At 47.3% G+C, this 20,068-nt stretch carries 19 protein-coding genes and 1 tRNA gene; 14 read left to right on the top strand and 6 right to left on the bottom strand.

Annotation, left to right across the window (positions count from 1 at the left end):
- Positions 1-6: 6 nt before the first annotated feature.
- Together H8S75_RS14215 and H8S75_RS14210 are read right to left on the bottom strand one after the other, a co-directional pair.
- On the bottom strand, positions 7-1,332 hold the full coding sequence (locus H8S75_RS14215; protein WP_432764186.1) for a uracil-xanthine permease family protein: 1,326 nt from the start codon (positions 1,330-1,332) through the stop codon (positions 7-9).
- A gap of 77 nt (positions 1,333-1,409) precedes the next feature.
- Entirely contained in the window at positions 1,410-2,288 is an 879-nt protein-coding gene (locus H8S75_RS14210; protein WP_187022181.1) for a polysaccharide deacetylase family protein, read from the bottom strand.
- A gap of 187 nt (positions 2,289-2,475) precedes the next feature.
- On the opposite strand from H8S75_RS14210, the gene H8S75_RS14205 reads away from it, so the two are divergent.
- Both H8S75_RS14205 and H8S75_RS14200 read left to right on the top strand, forming a co-directional pair.
- The gene (locus H8S75_RS14205) at positions 2,476-2,694 is read left to right on the top strand and encodes a hypothetical protein (RefSeq protein WP_187022180.1); all 219 of its coding nucleotides are present in this window, start codon (positions 2,476-2,478) and stop codon (positions 2,692-2,694) included.
- Between the two features lie 110 nt (positions 2,695-2,804).
- The gene (locus H8S75_RS14200; RefSeq protein ID WP_187022179.1) at positions 2,805-3,974 is read left to right on the top strand and encodes an immunity 26/phosphotriesterase HocA family protein; all 1,170 of its coding nucleotides are present in this window, start codon (positions 2,805-2,807) and stop codon (positions 3,972-3,974) included.
- Positions 3,975-4,095: 121 nt separating this feature from the next.
- Here H8S75_RS14200 and H8S75_RS14195 read toward each other — a convergent pair whose 3' ends face one another.
- Positions 4,096-4,380, bottom strand: a complete 285-nt coding sequence (locus H8S75_RS14195) for a helix-turn-helix domain-containing protein (RefSeq protein WP_002604265.1) — start codon at positions 4,378-4,380, stop codon at positions 4,096-4,098.
- Positions 4,381-4,536: 156 nt separating this feature from the next.
- Here H8S75_RS14195 and H8S75_RS14190 point away from each other — a divergent pair, with 156 nt between their 5' ends.
- On the top strand, positions 4,537-4,773 hold the full coding sequence (locus H8S75_RS14190; RefSeq protein ID WP_002604264.1) for a hypothetical protein: 237 nt from the start codon (positions 4,537-4,539) through the stop codon (positions 4,771-4,773).
- A gap of 138 nt (positions 4,774-4,911) precedes the next feature.
- On the opposite strand, the gene H8S75_RS14185 is transcribed toward H8S75_RS14190, so the two are convergent.
- Positions 4,912-4,994 (bottom strand) — tRNA-Leu (locus H8S75_RS14185).
- A gap of 132 nt (positions 4,995-5,126) precedes the next feature.
- Here H8S75_RS14185 and H8S75_RS14180 point away from each other — a divergent pair.
- The 8 genes from H8S75_RS14180 (at position 5,127) to H8S75_RS14145 (ending at position 13,225) form a co-directional block, all read left to right on the top strand.
- The gene (locus H8S75_RS14180; RefSeq protein ID WP_002604263.1) at positions 5,127-5,474 is read left to right on the top strand and encodes an anti-sigma factor family protein; all 348 of its coding nucleotides are present in this window, start codon (positions 5,127-5,129) and stop codon (positions 5,472-5,474) included.
- Positions 5,475-5,485: 11 nt separating this feature from the next.
- Positions 5,486-8,128 carry a DNA polymerase I gene (polA, locus tag H8S75_RS14175; protein ID WP_187022178.1) on the top strand — a complete coding sequence of 881 codons (2,643 nt, stop codon included), beginning with the start codon at positions 5,486-5,488 and terminating at the stop codon, positions 8,126-8,128.
- 42 nt (positions 8,129-8,170) lie between these two features.
- Positions 8,171-8,761 carry a dephospho-CoA kinase gene (coaE, locus tag H8S75_RS14170; RefSeq protein WP_187022177.1) on the top strand — a complete coding sequence of 197 codons (591 nt, stop codon included), beginning with the start codon at positions 8,171-8,173 and terminating at the stop codon, positions 8,759-8,761.
- A complete protein-coding gene (locus H8S75_RS14165) occupies positions 8,758-9,555 on the top strand; it encodes an MBL fold metallo-hydrolase (protein WP_187022176.1) in 798 nt (265 codons plus the stop codon). Before coaE ends, H8S75_RS14165 begins: the two co-directional genes overlap by 4 nt.
- A 17-nt stretch (positions 9,556-9,572) precedes the next feature.
- On the top strand, positions 9,573-9,845 hold the full coding sequence (locus H8S75_RS14160; protein ID WP_002604259.1) for an ACT domain-containing protein: 273 nt from the start codon (positions 9,573-9,575) through the stop codon (positions 9,843-9,845).
- A gap of 33 nt (positions 9,846-9,878) precedes the next feature.
- Positions 9,879-11,243, top strand: a complete 1,365-nt coding sequence (locus H8S75_RS14155) for a PFL family protein (RefSeq protein WP_187022175.1) — start codon at positions 9,879-9,881, stop codon at positions 11,241-11,243.
- An 82-nt stretch (positions 11,244-11,325) separates the two neighbouring features.
- Positions 11,326-11,967 (top strand): histidine phosphatase family protein, encoded by a 642-nt coding sequence (locus H8S75_RS14150; protein WP_187022174.1) that lies wholly within the window; start codon positions 11,326-11,328, stop codon positions 11,965-11,967.
- Between the two features lie 67 nt (positions 11,968-12,034).
- Positions 12,035-13,225, top strand: a complete 1,191-nt coding sequence (locus H8S75_RS14145; protein ID WP_187022217.1) for a class I SAM-dependent methyltransferase — start codon at positions 12,035-12,037, stop codon at positions 13,223-13,225.
- Between the two features lie 114 nt (positions 13,226-13,339).
- On the opposite strand, the gene H8S75_RS14140 is transcribed toward H8S75_RS14145, so the two are convergent.
- Both H8S75_RS14140 and H8S75_RS14135 read right to left on the bottom strand, forming a co-directional pair.
- On the bottom strand, positions 13,340-14,932 hold the full coding sequence (locus H8S75_RS14140; protein ID WP_187022173.1) for a response regulator: 1,593 nt from the start codon (positions 14,930-14,932) through the stop codon (positions 13,340-13,342).
- Between the two features lie 11 nt (positions 14,933-14,943).
- Positions 14,944-16,758: a sensor histidine kinase gene (locus H8S75_RS14135; protein ID WP_187022172.1), complete on the bottom strand. Its 1,815-nt coding sequence runs from the start codon at positions 16,756-16,758 to the stop codon at positions 14,944-14,946.
- Positions 16,759-16,972: 214 nt separating this feature from the next.
- On the opposite strand from H8S75_RS14135, the gene H8S75_RS14130 reads away from it, so the two are divergent.
- Genes H8S75_RS14130 through H8S75_RS14120 form a run of 3 tightly spaced genes read left to right on the top strand, consistent with a single transcriptional unit; the run spans position 16,973 to position 20,035 of the window.
- Positions 16,973-18,259, top strand: coding sequence for an ABC transporter substrate-binding protein (locus H8S75_RS14130; RefSeq protein WP_187022171.1), 1,287 nt, complete (start codon positions 16,973-16,975; stop codon positions 18,257-18,259).
- A gap of 17 nt (positions 18,260-18,276) precedes the next feature.
- On the top strand, positions 18,277-19,185 hold the full coding sequence (locus H8S75_RS14125; RefSeq protein ID WP_187022170.1) for a carbohydrate ABC transporter permease: 909 nt from the start codon (positions 18,277-18,279) through the stop codon (positions 19,183-19,185).
- Positions 19,186-19,195: 10 nt separating this feature from the next.
- Complete coding sequence (locus H8S75_RS14120; RefSeq protein ID WP_187022169.1) at positions 19,196-20,035, top strand: carbohydrate ABC transporter permease; 840 nt, start codon at positions 19,196-19,198, stop codon at positions 20,033-20,035.
- The last annotated feature ends 33 nt before the right edge of the window (positions 20,036-20,068 follow it).

The raw sequence follows: 20,068 nt of genomic DNA, 5'->3' as shown, positions 1-20,068 counted from the left end.
CTTTCTTTAGTTTTTTACAGTATCGGCTGCCTGAGGCAGTATGATATTCATGAGGACTCCGATCACAACGGCGATGAAAAGGCCGGAGATGTTAAGCGTTATGGAGCCTGCGTGGACATTGAGTCCTCCCAGTTGTGCGAAACCGAGGCCAAATACAAGGATCAGGCCGACGATGGTTAAATTGCGGCTGTGAGTGAAATCAAGATCCGATTCCGCGAGAGAGCGGATTCCGACTGCGGCGATCATACCAAACAGCATAACTTCTACGCCGCCTTTGACCGGGCCCGGAATAGTCTGAAGAATTGCGCCTACCTTACCAAAAAGGCCGAGGATGATCGCGAAGATGGCGGTCACACGCAGAAGACGCGGGTTGTAATTCTTCGTAGTGGCCAGAACACCGGTATTCTCCGAATACGTGGTGTTGGCAGGTCCGCCGACGAATCCGGCGAATAAGGTTGCGAGTCCGTCGCCCATCAGGGTTCTGTGGAGACCCGGATCCTTTAAGAAATCTTTTCCGACAACCGTACCATTGGTGGTAACATCACCGATGTGTTCCATAAAGGTAACACAGGCGATCGGTGCGATGGAGAGAATGGCGCCCAGCTCAAATTTCGGAAGAGACATAAAGGAAACTCCATTCATATCCTTTGTCACAAAGGGGATATTAATCCATGCTGCGGACGTAATGGCGGAATAATCCATATGGAAGACTCCGACCGCGCCCAGAATAATACACAGAACGTATCCTGCGGCGATTCCGATTAGGATCGGGACCAGTTTGAAAAAACCGTGTGCGAATATGGAACAGAGGATTACCACGAAGAGCGTAAACAGGGCGATGCCCAGGTTTAAGGCGATCTCAGAGGTAAGGCCGTCCGCCAGGCTTAAGCCGCCGGTCGCATCACCGATCGCGGTGCTCGCCAGGTTAATACCGATGACCACGATTACGGGCCCTGTTACAACCGGAGGAAATACCCTCTTGATCTTGTCCGCTCCGATTAAAAACGCAATCAGTGCAAACAGCAGATAGATCAGACCGGCAAAAATAATTCCACCCTGTGCTAAAGGAATGTTTTCTGCAACCACAGCACCTTCCGGTCGAATGATGGCGCTTAATGCGGCCAGAAATGCGAAGGAAGAACCGAGAAAAACAGGAACCTTAAACTTAGTACAGCAGTGGAATATTAAGGTGCCCACACCTGCGGAAAACAGTGCGAGCGATGGATTGAGACCGGTCAGCAAAGGAACCAGAACCGTCGCGCCAAACATGGCAAACAGGTGTTGGATGCTGAGCAGATAGTCTCGTGTTGTCAGTTGCGTTTTTTCACTCATTTTGCTACCCCATTTCATATCTTTGTATTTTTCCGTACTATTTTATCAAATATGGGGTTAAATAGCAACTATTTTCACTATTTTGTGTCAGGAGTGTACTTTATCAGAGCATAATCGCCAAGAGCATGAGGTACCGGTATGGAAACATAGATGGTTCCCTGCTCCTCGTAGCTGAACACTTCCGGAAATTTTACGGCTTCGTCAGAGTCCTTGGAGGTGTTTTTCGGCGCCTTCCATGGGAAATCTGCGCGGCGGAACATCTCGGTATACGTCTCAATGTCCGTGTCATTCTTAACCTTCATCAATTCTTTTTCCAAAGCGGCATCCGCGTCCGCAAACTGGCAGTCACCGGACAGCACATAACCGGCCAGTGTATAGGGGTCCGCATAGTTTGTGAGACCCATGTCTTCGCCGAGTGCGGTGTCAATGGTATTCGTATAGAAGAGACTGACTGGATGCGCGCCGCCCTCCGGCATGTAGGACCCTGTATAAACAGCAGTCAGGCGTCTGCGGTCCGCAGAGACAACCCTGCATTTCACGGTGAGGGAATCCTTGCTTTCATTCACGCCATAGGCTTTGATGAATTCCAGCGCATGTTCGTTTAGCAGCTTGTTGATCTTTTCCTGCACGGCAGCCTTGCTCAAATTAGAGACAACCGGGTATTCGACGGAAATGTTTCCGGTGGCGTAGGTGTGTATGGATGTGGTGACGCTGGAAGCGCTGTCTGCCTTCTTCGAGTCATCTTTTTTCGTTTCGCCGCCAGCCGCATCTGTGGTCTCTTTGTCCGCGGCTGTCGTCTCTTTCGTCTCTGCCGCTGTCGTGGTGGGAGACATGGTCTCGGCCGCCGTGGTGTGGGTGCTTGTCAAATCTGTTTTGTCCTGATTCTTCTTACCGCATCCGGCAAGTGAAAGGGCACAGACGAGTGAAAGGGTGAGAATAACTGTATATCGCTTCATAAAAAGCCTCCTTTATCATTTGAATTCGATAGGAACAGTATACCATAATGGTGGGGAAATGTATTGCAGAATTGCTTAAGATTTTGTTTCGATGTAATTAGTTTCTTATGAAGTGTATGCGGAATGAGGTTTGCCGTGTTATAATGAGCTGGATAAGTAGCCTGATACGTATCAGGGGAGCAATCTGGTGTTTTATAATTTTAATTTTATTATTCTGGCAGGAATAAGCTTTGTGCTTCTGCCGGGAGGCGATGCATTTATAAAGTCTTATGTCGATCCGGTTTACAGTGGAATTGCGGCTCTTGCGGCCATTGTTATTGTCTGCACCTGCATGATTATGAAGAAACTGGATGAGGTATTGAGAGAGTTAAAAAAAGAAAAGGACGAGGAAAGTGAAACCGTCTGAGAGAAAATAAGGAGGGAGAACAGAGGAGGATTGAGGATGAGACGTATTATGGGTGATTATGTGGCTTACTATCCCCTGACAACGGAAAATGAAATGGAGTGGGACTGATTGTGGATGACAAATTTATATTAACCAACGAACAAAGAAAATATTTAGGTTTAAACCCCATCGAAGAGCATTGGGAAGTACTGGATATCAAAGGAACCTCCTATTATTTTGACGGAAACGTGATTAAAAAAGAGATTTCCTCCTCCGGCTGTCAGGAGGAAAACTTTCGGTACAGAGAATGCGAGCTGGAGGTTGAAACGGCGGATAACAGAACGATGGTGCTGCCGAAGACAGCGAAGGGAAAGCCGAAGAAATTAAATTTTACGGCTACCCAGTCCTTTCGGCCTGTGAATGTCTATTTTTCCTATGAGGGGGGCTGGATCACGATTGCCAGTTATACGACACAAAAGACTTTTTATTCCGAAAAAACAGGGAGTGAAGAGAGTGGTGCTGTGTTGGAAAACTGGATCGAGAACTGGATCAGGGAAACGACGCAGGCAGATTTCGCAGAACTGGAAACCTTTAAAAATGAAAAAAGAGTGCATCAGAGCTATAAAGAAGGCGATATTTTTGCTTTTAAAATCGGAAGAAGACAGTATGGCTTTGGAAAGATTTTAATCGATATCGTGAAACGGAGGAAGACGGAGGAGTTTAAACAAAATAAAAATTACGGTCTCACAAATTTAATGGGAACGGCTCTGGTGGTAAAAGTTTACCATAAAATCAGTGACAGCATGGAGGTGAACCTGGATGAATTAGAACAGGGGCTGTCTCTGCCGCCGCAGGCTTTCATGGACAACCGCATTTATTACGGTGAGTATAAGATCATCGGAAACCGGGCAGTTACATATCGGGATTTGGATAACGGTCCCATTTCGACGAGTAAAAGCATTAATTATCAGGATCGGGAGATCGCATATCTTCAATACGGTTTCATATACAGGGAACTGTCGCTTTTTGAATATAAAATGTATGAAGATGAGGGATGGTACCATACCGATTACAGGGATGAAGGAATTGGTTTTTCTTTAGATTTAGATCATCTGGAGGAATGCATCGCAGCGCATTCCAATGAACCTTATTATGGCAGTGATGTCAGAAATAGTGTCAGGGGGAGACTCAGTCATCCATTGAATAAAAAGGATAAGAATGCAATTTTTGAAGCCTTTGGTTTAGATGGGAATATGGATTATGAGGGGAATTTGAAATTACACAGAGCCTCAAAAGAATAAGCGCATTGAAGCTTTCGCCGTGAAATTACGGCAGTCAGACAGGCTGCAGCGTTTCTCTGTGGGACATGCAGCCTGGTTATTAACAGCAGCCCATAGTAGAGTCTGCGTATCATTTGGAGTCTTATCTGCTTTTCATAGCCTTGATCAGTGCCAACAGTGCGGACTTTTCATTCTGCGTCAGCCCGGACAGATCCAGACTGTCCTTCTGCTCTACGCCTAAGAGGTAATCCGTGGATACTTTAAAAATCTGTGCAATGTGAATTAAAACATCGTAAGACGGCAGGCGCAGGCCGGTTTCGTAGGCACTGATTACGGATTTTGTCAGCCCTAATTTCTGGGATAATTGGGCTTGTGTCATTTCTTCATGTAATCGTAATGTTTTTAAGGTGTTTCCAAAGTCAACCATATCAATTCTCCTTTTTCAGTAGTTTACTACATATGGTATGTTTATATGGTGGATTAAATATTCATATAGTTGACCGGATTTAAGAAAAGCTGTATACTTTTTATACCAGGAGCCGGTCGGGATAAGATAATTGACAATGGAGGGGGAGTACATACAGTGATAAAAAAGCAAATTTATAATTTAGAGTTTACCGAAGAAGAATTACAGATGATCTATATGGTTTTCAGCAAGCTGGAGAATAAATGTTTTGCAAAATGGCGTTCCATGTGGCCGGATGACGGCGAAAGAGCAAGCGCAGAATGCACAAAGCAATGGCTGATGCTGGGGAAAGTGGAGAGTATAAAGGACCGTGTGGCAAAGCCGCTGGGGTTAAGCGTCCGGAAAGAATTATAGAACGGTATCATAGAACGGTATCGCGTTTCAAGTAAAAGGGAATCTGCTGCATTCGGCGGGTCCCCTTTTTAATAGAAAAAAGGACCAAAAATAACGCAGATACGTTATTTTTAGTCCAATTCCCTGCCAAGGGTGTAGTGCCGGCTGCGGGACTTGAACCCGCACGGTGTTGCCACCAATGGATTTTGAGTCCACCTCGTCTGCCATTCCGACAAGCCGGCGTAACAATCACAGCGTTGATTATTTTATCACAGGATTTTCCATTTGGCAAGTGTTTTTTATGATTATTAAATTGAAAATGGTGGAAATATATTGTATGATAGATAGAGATTTGTGGAAGGAGGTGTCCGGAGGTGACATGTAAAGAAGCGGAAAGCCTTGTAATGCCTTATATTAAGAACGAACTGACTGATGAAGAACTCTTTGAATTTCTGGAGCATATTGAACATTGCCCGGAATGCAGGGAAGAGCTGGAGATATATTTTACTGTTGACGTGGGAATCCGGCAGCTGGACTCCGAGACGGGCAATTACAACATCAAGGGAGCGCTTGAGACAGCGATCGAACAGTCCAGGGAAAGACTGGAAGCCGTTCGGCTCGTTAAGATCGTGCGCTATGCGGTATCCACACTCAGCGTTATGGCATTAATTATTACGGTCCTTCTGCAGTGCCGCATCTGGCTGCAGTCGGGACTCATCTGACAGGAGAGAACATGGACAAAGAGAAATTAGTATTAATAGACGGACATAGTATCATGAGCAGGGCATTTTACGGAATTCCCGAGCTGACAAATTCAGAGGGGCTCCATACCAACGCCGTATACGGATTTTTGAACATTATGTTTAAGATTCTGGAAGAAGAGCAGGCAGACCATGTGGCGGTGGCCTTTGACCGAAAGGAACCCACATTCCGCCATAAGATGTTCGAACCGTATAAGGGAACGCGAAAACCCATGCCGGAGGAGCTTCACGAGCAGGTGGATTTGATGAAAGAAGTCCTCGGCGCCATGGAGGTGCCCATCCTTACGATGGCAGGCTACGAGGCCGATGATATACTGGGAACTGTGGCGAAAGAAAGCCAGGCGAAGGGCGTGGAGGTGGTCGTGGTATCAGGTGACCGCGATCTGCTCCAGTTGGCCGACGAGCATATAAAGATCCGGATTCCAAAGACCAGCAGGGGCGGTACGGAGATTAAAGACTACTATCCGGAGGATGTGAAGAATGAGTACCATGTGACTCCAACGGAATTTATCGATATGAAGGCCCTGATGGGAGATTCCTCCGACAACATTCCAGGAGTACCGTCCATCGGAGAGAAGACGGCCGCTGCCATTATAGAGGCATACGGAAGTATTGAGAACGCTTACGCCCATATAGAGGAGATCAAACCGCCAAGAGCGAAGAAGTCACTGGAAGAGAATTACAGTCTTGCACAGCTGAGCAAGGAGCTGGCAACGATCAATATAAACTGCGGAATAGAATTTTCCTATGACGATGCCAAAGCGGACAACTTATATACACCGGCCGCTTACCAGTATATGAAGCGTCTGGAGTTTAAATCACTCCTTTCCCGTTTCTCGGATACGCCGGTAGAGAGTCCGTCGGCGGAGGCACATTTTCAGATGGTCACCGATTTTGGAGAAGCGGAAGCCATCTTTGCCGCCTGCAAAGCCGGGGCGAAGATTGGCCTGGAACTTGTGACCCTGGACCATGAGCTGACTGCCATGGCGCTCTGCACAGGAGAGGAAGCCACCTACTGTTTCGTCCCCCAGGGCTTTATGCGGGCGGAATATCTGGTGGAAAAGGCAAGGGATTTGTGCAGATCATGCGAACGGGTATCCGTGCTTAAGCTAAAGCCGCTGCTTCCATTTTTGAAAGCTGAATCAGACAGCCCGCTGTTTGACGCCGGTGTGGCCGGTTACCTTTTAAATCCGCTTAAGGATACGTATGATTACGATGATCTTGCCCGTGATTATCTGGGCATGACCGTCCCGTCCAGAGCCGACTTATTAGGAAAACAGACGATTAAAAAGGCACTTGAGACCGATGAGAAGAAGGCGTTTACATGCATCTGCTACATGGGCTATATCGCCTTTATGTGTGCGGACCGTCTGACCGAGGAGCTTAAGAAGGCCGAAATGTACAGCCTCTTTACCGATATTGAGATGCCGCTGATCTACAGCCTTTTCCACATGGAGCAGGTGGGAATCAAGGCGGAGAGAGAGCGGCTGAAGGAGTACGGAGACCGCTTAAAGGTGCAGATTGTCGCGCTGGAGCAGAAGATTTATGAAGAAACAGGGGAAACCTTTAATATCAATTCTCCCAAGCAGCTGGGCGAGGTTCTGTTTGACCATATGAAGCTGCCCAATGGGAAAAAGACGAAATCCGGTTACTCCACGGCAGCCGATGTGCTGGACAAACTGGCTCCCGATTATCCGGTGGTACAGATGATTCTCGACTACCGTCAGCTCACCAAGCTGAATTCCACCTATGCGGAAGGTCTGGCCGTCTATATCGGGCCGGATGAGAGAATTCACGGGACTTTTAACCAGACCATCACGGCTACGGGAAGAATCAGCAGTACGGAGCCGAATCTTCAGAACATCCCGGTTCGTATGGAACTGGGACGTGAGATTCGGAAGATATTTGTTCCGGAGGAGGGCTGCGTCTTCATCGACGCCGACTATTCCCAGATCGAGCTTCGTGTCCTGGCGCATATGTCCGGAGATAAGAGGCTGATTGGAGCCTACCGCCATGCGGATGACATTCATGCCATCACGGCTTCCGAGGTCTTCCATACGCCTCTGGACGAGGTGACGCCGCTGCAGAGAAGAAATGCCAAGGCGGTAAACTTCGGAATCGTGTATGGTATCAGTTCCTTCGGACTGAGCGAGGGCTTAAGCATATCCAGGAAAGAGGCGACGGAGTATATCAATAAGTATTTTGAGACGTATCCTGGCGTTAAGGAATTCTTAGACAGGCTTGTGGCGGATGCCAAAGAGACCGGCTATGCGGTCAGCATGTTTGGCAGAAGACGTCCGGTGCCGGAACTGAAATCTACTAATTTTATGCAGCGCTCCTTTGGGGAGCGTGTGGCCATGAACTCCCCGATTCAGGGAACGGCGGCCGATATCATGAAGATCGCAATGATACGTGTGGATCGTGCATTGAAGGCGAAAGGCCTTAAATCGCGCATTGTTTTACAGGTTCACGATGAGCTTCTGATCGAGACGCAGAAGGACGAAGTGGAAGCGGTAAGGACGCTTTTGGTGGACGAGATGAAGCATGCAGCGGATTTATCAGTTTCTCTTGAGGTGGAAGCGAACGTCGGAGATTCCTGGTTTGACGCCAAATAGGACCAGGGCGTATATTTGCCTTACAGGAGAGAGGGAGAAAAAGTGAGAGTGATAGGAGTGACAGGCGGAGTCGGCGCCGGGAAGAGCCGGATTCTCGATATCCTGCAAACAGAGTACGGAGCAGAAATCATAGTCGCCGATCAGGTGGCGCATGAGCTGATGGAACCAGGGCACGAGGGCTACGAGATGGTCGTCCGTGCCCTGGGGAACAGCTTCTTGAAACCGGATGGCACAATTGACCGTCCGCTGCTTTCCGCACTCATTTTTCATGACCAAAATGCGCTTGAGACGATGAACGGAATCATCCATCCGATGGTATGGAAAACGATCAAAGATAAAATTTCTTCTTCACAAGCGGACTTAATTGTGGTAGAATCTGCAATTATGGGCAGGGAACAGAATGACATCTACGATGAAATGTGGTATGTTTATACATCGGAAGAGAATCGCATCAGGCGCCTGAAAGAAAACAGGGGATACAGCAGAGAGCGTACCCTAAGCATTATGAAGAATCAGCTTTCGGATGAGGAATTCCGGGAACTGGCGGACCGGGTGATTGATAACAACGGGACCGTGGAAGAGGTAAAAGCCGGGCTGGAGGCCCTATTGAAAGATAAAGGACGGAAAACATGAGACTGGTAAGTATAGCGAGCGGAAGCAGTGGAAACTGCATCTATGTTGGTTCGGACAACTCCCATATTCTGGTGGATGCCGGCATCAGCAATAAGAGGATTGAGCAGGGCTTAAATGAAATTGGTTTAAAAGGCAGCGAGCTCGACGGAATCGTCATCACACACGAGCATTCTGACCATACAAAGGGACTGGGAGTCCTGGCAAGAAAATACGGTGTTCCTCTTTATGGGACAAAGGAAACGCTGGAAGAGGTATCGAAACAGAAGTATCTGGGAGAGTATCCCAGAGAGCTGTACCATCCGATCTGTCCGGATGTGGACTTTTTTATCGGAGATCTGGAGGTAAAGCCTTTCTCGATCGATCACGACGCGGCAAATCCGGTGGCATACCGGATTCAGCATGACCACAAATCGGTGGCGGTAGCCACGGACATGGGACACTATGACCAGTACATAATCGATCATTTACAGGGACTCGATGCGCTTTTGCTGGAATCAAATCACGATGTCAACATGCTGCAGGCAGGACCGTATCCTTACTACCTGAAGCGCCGTATTTTAGGGGATCACGGCCATCTCTCCAATGAGAACGCCGGACGCCTTCTGTGCTGCATTCTGCACGATAATTTAAAACGGATTCTGCTTGGCCATTTGAGCAAAGAAAATAATTATGAAGAGCTGGCTTACGAGACCGTAAAGCTGGAGATTACAGACGGAGATAATCCATTTAAGGCGTCCGATTTTTCGATCGCGGTTGCGGGAAGAGACAGGATGTCGGAAATTATCACTATATAAAAGAGGAGAAAAGCAGCATGAAGAAAACCATTATCACAGTAGTTGGAAAAGACACCGTAGGGATCATTGCAAAGATTTGCACATACCTGGCGAACAACCGGGTGAATATCCTGGATATCTCACAGACCATCGTACAGGATTTCTTTAATATGATGATGATTGTCGACACGAACGACGCCACAAAACCTTTTGGAGAGCTTGCCGATGAACTGGAACAGATCGGAGACGAGATCGGCGTTAAGGTAAAATGCCAGCGCGAGGATATTTTTACCAAGATGCACCGTATCTGACAGCAGCGAAAAAGAAAAAGGATGGTCATTGATATGTTGAATATGTTTGAAGTAAATGAAACAAATAAAATGATAGAACAGGAGAAGCTGGATGTCAGAACGATTACCCTGGGCATCAGCCTTCTGGACTGCAGCGACAGCGATTTAGATGCGGTCAATGAGAAGATCTATAACAAGATCACCACTACAGCTAAAAATCTCGTCGCAGTCGGCCGAGAGATTGAGCGCGATTTCGGCATCCCAATCGTAAATAAGAGAATTTCCGTCACCCCGATCGCCATGGTTGGCGCGGCGGCCTGCAAGAGTCCGGAGGACTATGTGACCATTGCAAAGACCCTCGACCGGGCGGCTCACGAGGTTTCAGTAAATTTTATCGGCGGTTATTCCGCTCTGGTGAGCAAGGGTATGACCGATGCGGACGAAAGGCTGATCCGTTCCATTCCGCAGGCGCTTGCCGTTACGGAGCGTGTGTGCAGCTCTGTCAACGTGGGTTCCACAAAGACGGGCATCAACATGGATGCCGTGAAGCTGATGGGCGAGATCGTGCTGGCGACGGCGGAAGCGACGAAGGAGTCTGATTCTCTGGGCTGCGCCAAACTGGTCGTCTTCTGTAATGCGCCTGACGACAATCCGTTTATGGCGGGCGCGTTCCACGGAGTGACGGAGGCCGAGTCCATCATTAACGTGGGTGTCAGCGGACCTGGTGTTGTAAAGACTGCCATCGAGACGGCGAGAGGAAAGGATTTTGAGGTCCTCTGCGAGACTATCAAGAAGACGGCGTTTAAGATCACGAGAGTCGGACAGTTGGTGGCTCAGGAGGCCTCCAGACGCTTAAATATTCCGTTCGGCATCATTGATCTGTCCCTTGCTCCGACTCCGGCTGTAGGCGACAGTGTCGCTGAGATTCTGGAAGAGATCGGTCTGGAGCGTGTAGGCGCTCCGGGAACGACAGCGGCTCTCGCCATGTTAAACGATCAGGTGAAGAAGGGCGGCGTTATGGCTTCTTCCTATGTAGGCGGCTTAAGCGGCGCATTTATCCCGGTCAGCGAGGATCAGGGGATGATCGATGCGGTTTCCATGGGAGCTTTGACGATCGAAAAGCTGGAAGCGATGACGTGCGTCTGCTCCGTAGGCCTCGATATGATCGCGATTCCAGGCGACACGCCTTCGACGACCATAGCAGGCATTATTGCGGATGAGGCAGCTATCGGTATGATCAACCAGAAGACGACCGCTGTCAGACTTATACCGGTGATCGGAAAGACCATTGGGGATACGGTGGAATTTGGCGGACTGCTTGGCTACGCTCCGGTTATGCCGGTCAATCCCTATTCCTGTGAGAAGTTGGTGACCCGCGGAGGCAGAATTCCGGCTCCGATCCACAGTTTCAAAAATTAGGATTAAATAAAGAAAGGCCCAGATGAATGAACACCCATCTGGGCCGTACTTAACAGAGAAGAGAAATTGGGAGGAAGATCGGATGAGACTGTATCTGATTCGTCATGGCCGCCAGTGCAGCCGGCTGTGCAACGTCAATGTGGATTTGGCTGAGGAGGGCTTCCGACAGGCGGAGCTTTTGGGAGAACGTCTGGCAGGAGAGAAGATTGAAGCTGTATATTCCAGCCATTTGCTGCGGGCGTTTCAGACTGCGGAGACGGCAAACCGCTTCTGGAATGTGGAACACATTGTAAAAGAGGAGCTGCGCGAGATCTCCTTCGGCGAGATGGAAGGAATGTGCGACGAGGATATTGCGGTAAAATTTGCCGCATTTAAGAAGGAACAGGAAAAGATGGAAGCCGACTTACCGTATCCGGGCGGAGAGTGTGCGGGAGACGTGATCCGGCGGGTGATGCCGGTATTTCATAAGATTGCTGAGAGCGGTTATCAGACGGTTGCGGTAGTCACTCACGGCGGTGTAATCCGAAGCATGACCTCCGCATTTTTAGGCATGGAACCGGCCAGACACCGGCTCCTCGGCAATTCACTGGAAAACTGCAGCATTACCGAGGTGGCCTATAACCCAGGCAATAATCGCTTTACCGTGGAACGTTTTAATGATTACGCGCATTTGGAGCCGCATCCGGAGCTCTTAAGAAGCAGCTGGGTATCGGCGGAGAATTAGTACTGCGTTGCATAATTACACAACGCAGTACTAGAGGACAGGGGAATATTTTATGGAGCAGAGCAGTATGGTTCTGGAAAAAAGAGAAGAGGTTAAGAAGATCTTTGAGGACTTTTTAGACGACAGCCTGCTCAGGATCATCCTGAGCAATCCGGCCCTAAAGGATGGGGCAGGCCCGTACAAAGCACTGAAGGTTCGGGTGCGCCCGGTTATGCTGAAAGGCGGCATGGTGTTCCAGGCGGAAGAACTGACGGAGAAACAGGCATTTCACCGAAATCTGACGAGAGAAGAAGGCGTATCCTACTTGCTGGGACTGATGGAGAGCGGTTTTAAGCAGGCAGAGGTGGAATCGTCCAGGGGACAGGCCCGTGTGTTGGTTGGCAAGAAAGGGACTGTCACGATTAAAGTTAAGAAAAATCAGCAGAAGATGGCAGCGGCTCCGAACGTGGCCTCCCACAACCGGCAGAAGCGCTACATCCTGGAGGAAGGAAAGCCTGTTGCATTTCTGGAGGACTTAGGCGTCATGACGGCCGATGGTAAGGTCGTCCGTTCCCGCTACGATAAGTTCCGCCAGATCAACCGTTTTCTGGAATTTATTGAGGACATTCTCCCAAGACTGGACAAGAGCAGGGAAAATGTAATCATCGATTTTGGATGCGGAAAATCATACCTGACATTTGCCATGTATTATTATCTCCATGAGCTGAAGGGCTATGAAGTGCGCATTATCGGACTGGATTTAAAGCAGGATGTGATCGACCACTGCAACCGCCTAAGCGTGGTCTATGGCTTCGACAAGCTGAAGTTTTATCACGGGGATATTGCTTCCTACGACGGCGTGGACCATGTGGACATGGTTGTGACGCTTCACGCCTGCGACACGGCTACGGATTACGCCCTGGAAAAGGCGGTAAAATGGGATGCCTCCGTGATTCTCTCCGTTCCCTGCTGTCAGCATGAGCTGAATAAACAGATGGACAACGAGCTGCTGCGCCCGGTGCTCCAGTACGGGCTGATCAAGGAGCGTATGGCAGCCTTATACACCGATGCCCTCCGGGCGGAGATCCTGGAAAACAGGGGCTACCGGACTCAGATCCTGGAATTTATCGATATGGAACACACTCCGAAGAATATTCTGATCCGCGCGGTGAAACAGGGCGGGCCGAAGGACAACCGGAAAGAGATCGAGGATATCCTGCAGTTTTTGGGGACGGAACAGACGCTGGCCAGGCTGCTGCTGGAAGAGTATAATGGATAGTTGTGTGGTATGGAATGATAAAGACGGCTGGAGCGAAAGACAGATATTGCCTTTTGCTCCGGCCGTTTAATTCATTAGGCGGCAGGGATTTGACTTGGGATAAAGACAGTGTTTTCAGTGGTTGGGATTTCGAAACCCCGTCGGCGCCATGCCGGTTATTTTTTTGAAACAGGCGCTAAAGTAATACTGGTTGGAAAAACCGGTTTTTTCACTGATTTCCCGTATGGAGAGTTCGGTGTTCATTAACAGCTCCTTCGCTGCCATAATCCGGGTGCTTCCGATTAAATCCACAATATTACCGCCGGTTGTTTCCTTAAATGCGGCGCTTAAGTGTGTAGGGCTGACATTTACGCTGGCAGCTATTTCATTCAGTCCAAGATCAGGATTGGCATAATTTAACTGAATATAGTTTTCTACCAGAGAGGCAAGCCGTTTTTGGTAACCGGATACAGAGGTGTCAAGCAGGCTTCCGGCCATGGCACAAAGCCTGAAGAACCATTGAAAGACCTCCTGTCCGGTAGAAAAACGCTTTAGATTACCCCAGTATTTCATTAAATCTTCGTCGAGAGAGGCAAGATCCACTCCCATTTTATAGAGAAAATTCAGCACTTTACCAGCCATATCGGAGATAAAAAAGAACAGACTGTCTCTGGATATGTGCAGCTTTAAGTACTCCTCATAGAGAGAGTCCAGATACTGCTCCAAACGGGGAACATCATTTTTACAGATCATGTTTATAATATATTTGCATTTTGATTCCAGATTCAGATCAGGAGTGGAATTTTCTGGGGGCAGATCCTGATAGCGGAGTATTGTCTCCTCTGGAAAAAAGAAACGGTATTCCAGCGCCAGTTTTGCGTTTTCGTAAGATTCCCGGATATCCCAGAAGGAGGCAACCGTATTACCAATGCCGACTGCCAGCTTGAACAGTGAAGCGCGTTCCAGGATGGGGGATATCCGTTCCTCAGCAGCCGTCAGAAGCTGTACGGCCGAAGCTCTGCCTTTTCCTATAACCAAAACCAGAGAGTTTCCTTTGTGCAGGAGGTATGCGAGAGGAAAGTCTGCAAATTGCAGACCGATGTCATTTTCAAGAGACAGCAGATCCATATGATAGCGCTGAAGGCCTAACGCATTTTTTAACTGGTTGGCATTTGTATTTTTAATCACGATGCATAAATGAAAATGGGATTCAATTGTAAGCGACAGAAAAACGGGATAGTCGCCGTAATTGTACTTTGCCTCCGCCGGCGCATGGTGCAGCACATCGTAGAAGAATTTTTCAACCATGGCCGGTTTACTGGCTTCCAGCTGACGCTTTGTCTGAAGGTCCAGATCGATCTGAGCCGCTGCTTTTGCAATGATACTGCTCAAATAAGCCAGATCGATGGGTTTTTCTATAAAATCGTAGGCCCCCAGTCGTATTGCTTCCTGGACATACTGAAAATCTTCATAGGCACTGATTAAGATTATCTTTATGGCCGGGTTCTGTTTCAACACTTCTTTAGCCATTTTCAGGCCTGACAGACCAGGCATTCGAATATCGGAAATAATGATGTCCACCGTCTCCGATGCGACGACTTCCTCTATCTGCAGTGCATCATAAAAAACGTGAGTCACAACGACATCAAGCTTGTGCCAGTCGATATTCTCTTTTAGAGATTCCGTTACAAGTTTATTATCGTCTATAATCAAAGCGTATTTAGACACAGTATTCCTCCTTATAAAATCTGTTTTAAATGAATGGTGAATGAGGTGCCGCAGCCAGGATGGCTTTCCAGCTGAATCGTATCACTGCCGGGGGCGAAATAGGGCGTGAGACGTACGTTTACGTTGCTGATTCCATAATTTTTGTCGTAGTCAGCCTGATGCTTTTGGAGTGTTTGCCGGATGTCTGCCAAACGCTCTTTATCCATTCCGATTCCGTTGTCAGAAATCCGGATCAGTATGGTATCCTCATCATAGTGAATCGAAATTACAATATGGAGAGAACTGTTGGAATCCGGAATCGCATGAATGATGGCGTTTTCCATAAAAGGCTGAAATATGAATTTACAGATTAAAAAATGTTCAATGCCATCTTCCGTCTCGAAGCTCCATGTGATTCGATTGGGTTTTGATACACAGATCAACTTTAAATACAACTCCGTTACTAAAAGCTCTTCGCGGATCGGTATTAAATGATCCGGATCATGTAGAAGGTGCCGGTAAAACTGAGACAGATTGGTAATCGTCTGACTGGCCAATTCCACTTTTCCGAGTGACTGACAGGAAACGATGGTGTTTAAGGTATTAAAAAGAAAATGAGGATTTATCTGGGACTGTAATAGCTGATACTTCAGCTTTTCTGTCTGCAGCGACATCTCCAGTATCTGTTTAAAGTATTCATCGTGTTCCAGTACCATGGTCTCGTAAGTGCCGGCCAGTTGATCAAGCTCATCTCTGTCACAGGCTGGGCGGCTGGTCATGGGGCGAAGAAGCTTTAGTATATCACGATTTTCACTGGCTTTTATGGATTCCATCACCTGGGAAAGTGTATGGAATCGGCGTGTAAATGTTTTCGATGCAGCAATTGATAAGCAGACAGTGCAGATAATTATCGAGCATATCGCCAATAGAAGAAAGGTAAGAATAAAATTACCATTTTGCCGGACATAGGAGAGCGGGATTTGTGTGATAAGCATCATGGAAGGATTGTCCAAGGGCTGTGCAACGAGGAGGGTGTCCCCTACGATAAAGGAATCTCTTGTTTCGTCCCACAGATTTACTTGGTCTGCGGCCAGCAGGCTTCCTATTTTCTTTTCATCACTGTGCATCAGGATCCGGTTGTCCTGATCGATGACGTAGCTTCTGCTGTCTGATGTATCGATAGGGGAACTCAGTAATTCCGAGAATTCCGACAGTCGTAAATGGCAGGCAAAGGCATAATTTAAAGATCCTGTGTAAATATTACGGTATGCATTCCAACAGGTCATGACACTTTTGGGGATGGCTGAAAAGGCCGCAGGAAACTGTAAGTCCTTATTGGTGCGCCAAAAGGAGCGGGAACCGGCGTCAAAAAGCTCCTGTTCCGTCATGTTATAATCAGACAGCCGGTTTAACGGAAAAAAGTTAATTCCATTGCCGTTGGGATTGATGAAGCAATCCTCCGGAAGAAAGACGGTTATCTGCAGGAGCTTAAACGTGCTCTTTATGGAGCCGATGCTGTTCCTGCTCTGCGAAAAGGCGGACAGGTATTCAGACAGGGGATAGAGCGGAGTCTTCTGCAGATGATACAGATAGAAGGATATCGAGTTAGAGAGGCTTTCTATCTGAGACAGCCGGTTGTTAATATTGATGGCGATCTGTCGGTTGGCAGCGCGGAGGGAATCAATGGTCCTGTTTTTTGACATGGAATAAGCCATATAGTAAGAGATCGAACTGGTTAAGAGCAGCGGAACGAGGCTGCATACTAAAGTAAGGCATACGAGTTTCTTATATACGGTGTTTAATTTCAAGTGGAACGAACTCAGAAATCTTTTTATGTTTTTTTTCATGGGAATCGGGAACCATCCTTACTGTTATGAACTGTGAATAAAAGCGTGATTTCATTATATCCAGCCCTATAATATAAGTCAATAATCACAACAATATTGGAGAAAACAGGTAAAAAATCTTAAAATCAGCATAAAAAAACATATTTCCACAGTCATATTTTTTGTCTATAATGTGCTTGTCTGACAAAACAAAACAAACAAGGAGGTATAGACTATGAAAAAGAGAGTCTTAAGCATTCTGCTGTGTGCAAGCATGACAGCCGGTTCTCTTGCAGGGTGTGCAGGGAAAACAAATGAAATAGGGGAAACCACAGGAAAGGAAGAACACGTTACCGAAGCTTCATCTGCAAAAGGGGAGACGTCTGGGGCGCAAATCACACTTTTCTGCGACGATGCGGCCACACAGGAGAACTTTCAGGATTATGTGGAGGCGGCGGAGCGTGCAACGGGTCTGAAGATTGAAGTACTTGCCATGCCGACTAATACAGACGACCGGACGGCTAAGGTTATGACAATACTTTCTTCCGGTGATGATACGGTCGATATCCTTTCCGTGGATCAGGAAATGATTCTCTCATTATCCGGAACCAATTATCTGGAACCGCTTAATGATGTGCTCACTCCGGAGGTTAAGGCAGTATATCCGGAATCATTCATTGAGATGAGTGATGGGAAAGGTGTTCCCATGTTTATGGAAATATTCTGTTTCTGGCTGAATTCCAAATACGTAAAGGAAGCCGGAATGGAATCCGTAAAGACGAGCGAGGAGTTTACGAAATTTTTAAAGGCGGTATCGAAGGAGGGTGTGTATGGCTACGGGGGCGGCTGGGAACAGACCTATGTATGGAACGATATAGGTGAGTTTGTAAACCTGTTCGGCGGTGATATGTACGACTGGTCCAATGAAAACACACAGGCAGCCGTAAAATTTATGAAAGAGATGGTTGACCAGGGGTATACACCTCTTTCACAGCTGGCGGATCAGTATACGGAATTGAATCAGCGTATTATGGACGGTTCATCCGCATCAATGCTGAATTACTCCAGCTTTATGCCAACGTATGATGCAGCCGGCAGATACGGAGAGGATGACATTTACATTGCCCCCATGCTGAATCTTGGGCAGGAGAAGACCTATGCCAATGGCTGGCAGTATGTGCTGAACGCTGCGTCACCGAATAAGGAAGCGGCAAAGGTTTTCTTAAGCTGGGCTGCAAGCCTGGAGGGACAGGAGACGTATGGCCGGACGTTTTCCAGACTTCCTGCAAGGACCGATGTCGTGGATGACCCGGATTTTACGGTACCGGGAATGGAGCAGCTAAAATCGTATCTGAAAACTACAACTCTGGTTCCTCGTCCGCTTCCGGTCAACTCGATGGAATATATCAACGATGTGGGTGCGCTGTTCCAAAAATATGTAAGTGATGAACTCAGCTTTGACGATTATATTGCAGGAATGCAGAAATGTATAAAAACGTATTTTCCAGATAAAGCAAAATAGTTCTGAGGAGGTAATGAATGAAGACAGAAAAAATAAAGAGTCCGGTAAAACGGACTCTTGGTGTAATAGGCTGGCTTCCATGGCTGATGATCCTTCCGGTGATCATAATCCGGTGTCTTACGACCCTTTATCCGGTCCTTATGACATTTATTAACAGTTTTCGTGATTTACATATTATTGGCGGAGGAACTGGAGCGTTTGCCGGCCTGAAAAATTATGCAAAGCTGCTGTCAGATGAAAAAATTGCCTCTTCCATGCAGTTTACCATTCTGTTTACCATTGTTTCCATGACATTTCATATCGTGCTCGGCGTGATTCTTGCCATGATGCTGAATATGAAATTCAAAGGAAAAAAGTTTCTGAGAACGATTGTGCTGATTCCCTGGGCTATGCCGATGATCGTAGCGGGGCGCGCCGCCAGATGGGGATTCAATGGAACGTACGGATTCGTGAATGATTTGATTGGACGGCTGGTTTCGGGATTTCATTATGACTGGTTGATCCACGTGGATGCGGCAAGGCTTGCAGTGATTATCGTTGACTTATGGAAAGATATCCCTTTCTTCGCCATCCTCGTGCTGGCCTCCCTGCAATTCGTCTCTGCAGACATCTATGAAGCAGCCAAAATAGACGGGGCTGGAGCAGTCAAAAGTTTTTTCTATATCACGATTCCGAGTATTCTGAAAACAGTGATGACCATATCCATATTTTTTACAATGTGGCGTATTACAAGCTTTGAACTGGTTTATGCCATGACTTCAGGCGGACCGTATGATGGAACCTCTGTACTGTCTTATCGGATTTTGATTGAAGCGTTTAATAATCTTAATCTGGGATATGCATCGGCAATCGCTGTGGTACTGTTTCTTATAATGCTGGTATTGACCGGAATCAATCTGTTTGCAATCAAGAAAATATCGGATTAGGGGGATGGAAATGGGACAACATTTGAAAAAGAAAATTTTTAAAGTATTTCAATGGGTTTTGACGGTATTGACAGCGGCGATTATACTGATACCGCTTTACTGGATTTTTATTTCTTCCGTCAAACCGTCAACGGAGCTTTTTACCAATCCCATCCAATGGATTCCCCGTCATGTCACGTTAAAGAGCTACCAGACACTAATCCATACCGTGGGTATCTTCCCTCAAATCAAGAACACTCTGATCATAACGGGGGTAACCCTGATTCTGTCAACGGTCATCTGTATACTCGCTTCGTATGCCTTTGAGCGTTATCCTTCCAAGGGACTGTCCATGGCTTACGGACTGATCGTATTTTCAGCTCTGATCCCTGGGATCGTGACGGCAAGGCCGCTTTATGACTATCTGAGGAGTTTAAAACTGGTAGATACGTATCCGGGACTGATTCTGCTCTATACCAGCTCCCTGATTCCGTTTACCATATTGATCCTTCGAAATTATTTGGGAAGCATTCCCATTGACATCGAGGAAGCGGCTGAGATCGACGGGGCAAATCATATGCAGAAACTTATGTTTGTGACTCTGCCGCTTATGAGGCCGGCTGTGGCAACTGTATGTATTATAAATTTTATAAGCTGTCTGAATGAGTTTTTTATCCCTCTGTTTTTCTCACAGAAGATCAAAGTACTGACTATTGGTATCTCAACCCTGCCAAGGGCCAATGCTTATGATGTGCCATGGGATTTATTAAGTGCCATGGGATGTGTGATTCTGGCGCCCATCATTATCTTTGTTATGATCTTCGAAGAAAATATTATGGATGGAATTATGGCAGGCGGCGTAAAGGCCTGAGCGCGGCGGAAAGCAATTTTCATGCACACTCGG

Origin of the sequence: Hungatella hominis (assembly GCF_014288005.1) — a bacterium.
Lineage (GTDB): Bacteria > Bacillota > Clostridia > Lachnospirales > Lachnospiraceae > Hungatella > Hungatella effluvii.
The sequence above is the reverse complement of the archived record's forward strand: the minus strand, read 5'-3'. Positions and strand labels throughout refer to the sequence as shown.

What these genes read in the sequence shown, in the direction of transcription:
- H8S75_RS14150 (WP_187022174.1), top strand. Translation starts at nt 11,326, where the DNA reads ATGAGACTGTATCTGATTCGTCATGGCCGCCAGTGCAGCCGGCTGTGC.
- H8S75_RS14160 (WP_002604259.1), top strand. Translation starts at nt 9,573, where the DNA reads ATGAAGAAAACCATTATCACAGTAGTTGGAAAAGACACCGTAGGGATC.
- H8S75_RS14120 (WP_187022169.1), top strand. Translation starts at nt 19,196, where the DNA reads ATGGGACAACATTTGAAAAAGAAAATTTTTAAAGTATTTCAATGGGTT.
- H8S75_RS14215 (WP_432764186.1), bottom strand. Translation starts at nt 1,332, where the DNA reads ATGAGTGAAAAAACGCAACTGACAACACGAGACTATCTGCTCAGCATC.
- H8S75_RS14195 (WP_002604265.1), bottom strand. Translation starts at nt 4,380, where the DNA reads ATGGTTGACTTTGGAAACACCTTAAAAACATTACGATTACATGAAGAA.
- H8S75_RS14145 (WP_187022217.1), top strand. Translation starts at nt 12,035, where the DNA reads ATGGTTCTGGAAAAAAGAGAAGAGGTTAAGAAGATCTTTGAGGACTTT.
- H8S75_RS14210 (WP_187022181.1), bottom strand. Translation starts at nt 2,288, where the DNA reads ATGAAGCGATATACAGTTATTCTCACCCTTTCACTCGTCTGTGCCCTT.
- H8S75_RS14125 (WP_187022170.1), top strand. Translation starts at nt 18,277, where the DNA reads ATGAAGACAGAAAAAATAAAGAGTCCGGTAAAACGGACTCTTGGTGTA.
- H8S75_RS14155 (WP_187022175.1), top strand. Translation starts at nt 9,879, where the DNA reads ATGTTGAATATGTTTGAAGTAAATGAAACAAATAAAATGATAGAACAG.
- H8S75_RS14130 (WP_187022171.1), top strand. Translation starts at nt 16,973, where the DNA reads ATGAAAAAGAGAGTCTTAAGCATTCTGCTGTGTGCAAGCATGACAGCC.
- H8S75_RS14165 (WP_187022176.1), top strand. Translation starts at nt 8,758, where the DNA reads ATGAGACTGGTAAGTATAGCGAGCGGAAGCAGTGGAAACTGCATCTAT.
- H8S75_RS14135 (WP_187022172.1), bottom strand. Translation starts at nt 16,758, where the DNA reads ATGAAAAAAAACATAAAAAGATTTCTGAGTTCGTTCCACTTGAAATTA.
- polA (WP_187022178.1), top strand. Translation starts at nt 5,486, where the DNA reads ATGGACAAAGAGAAATTAGTATTAATAGACGGACATAGTATCATGAGC.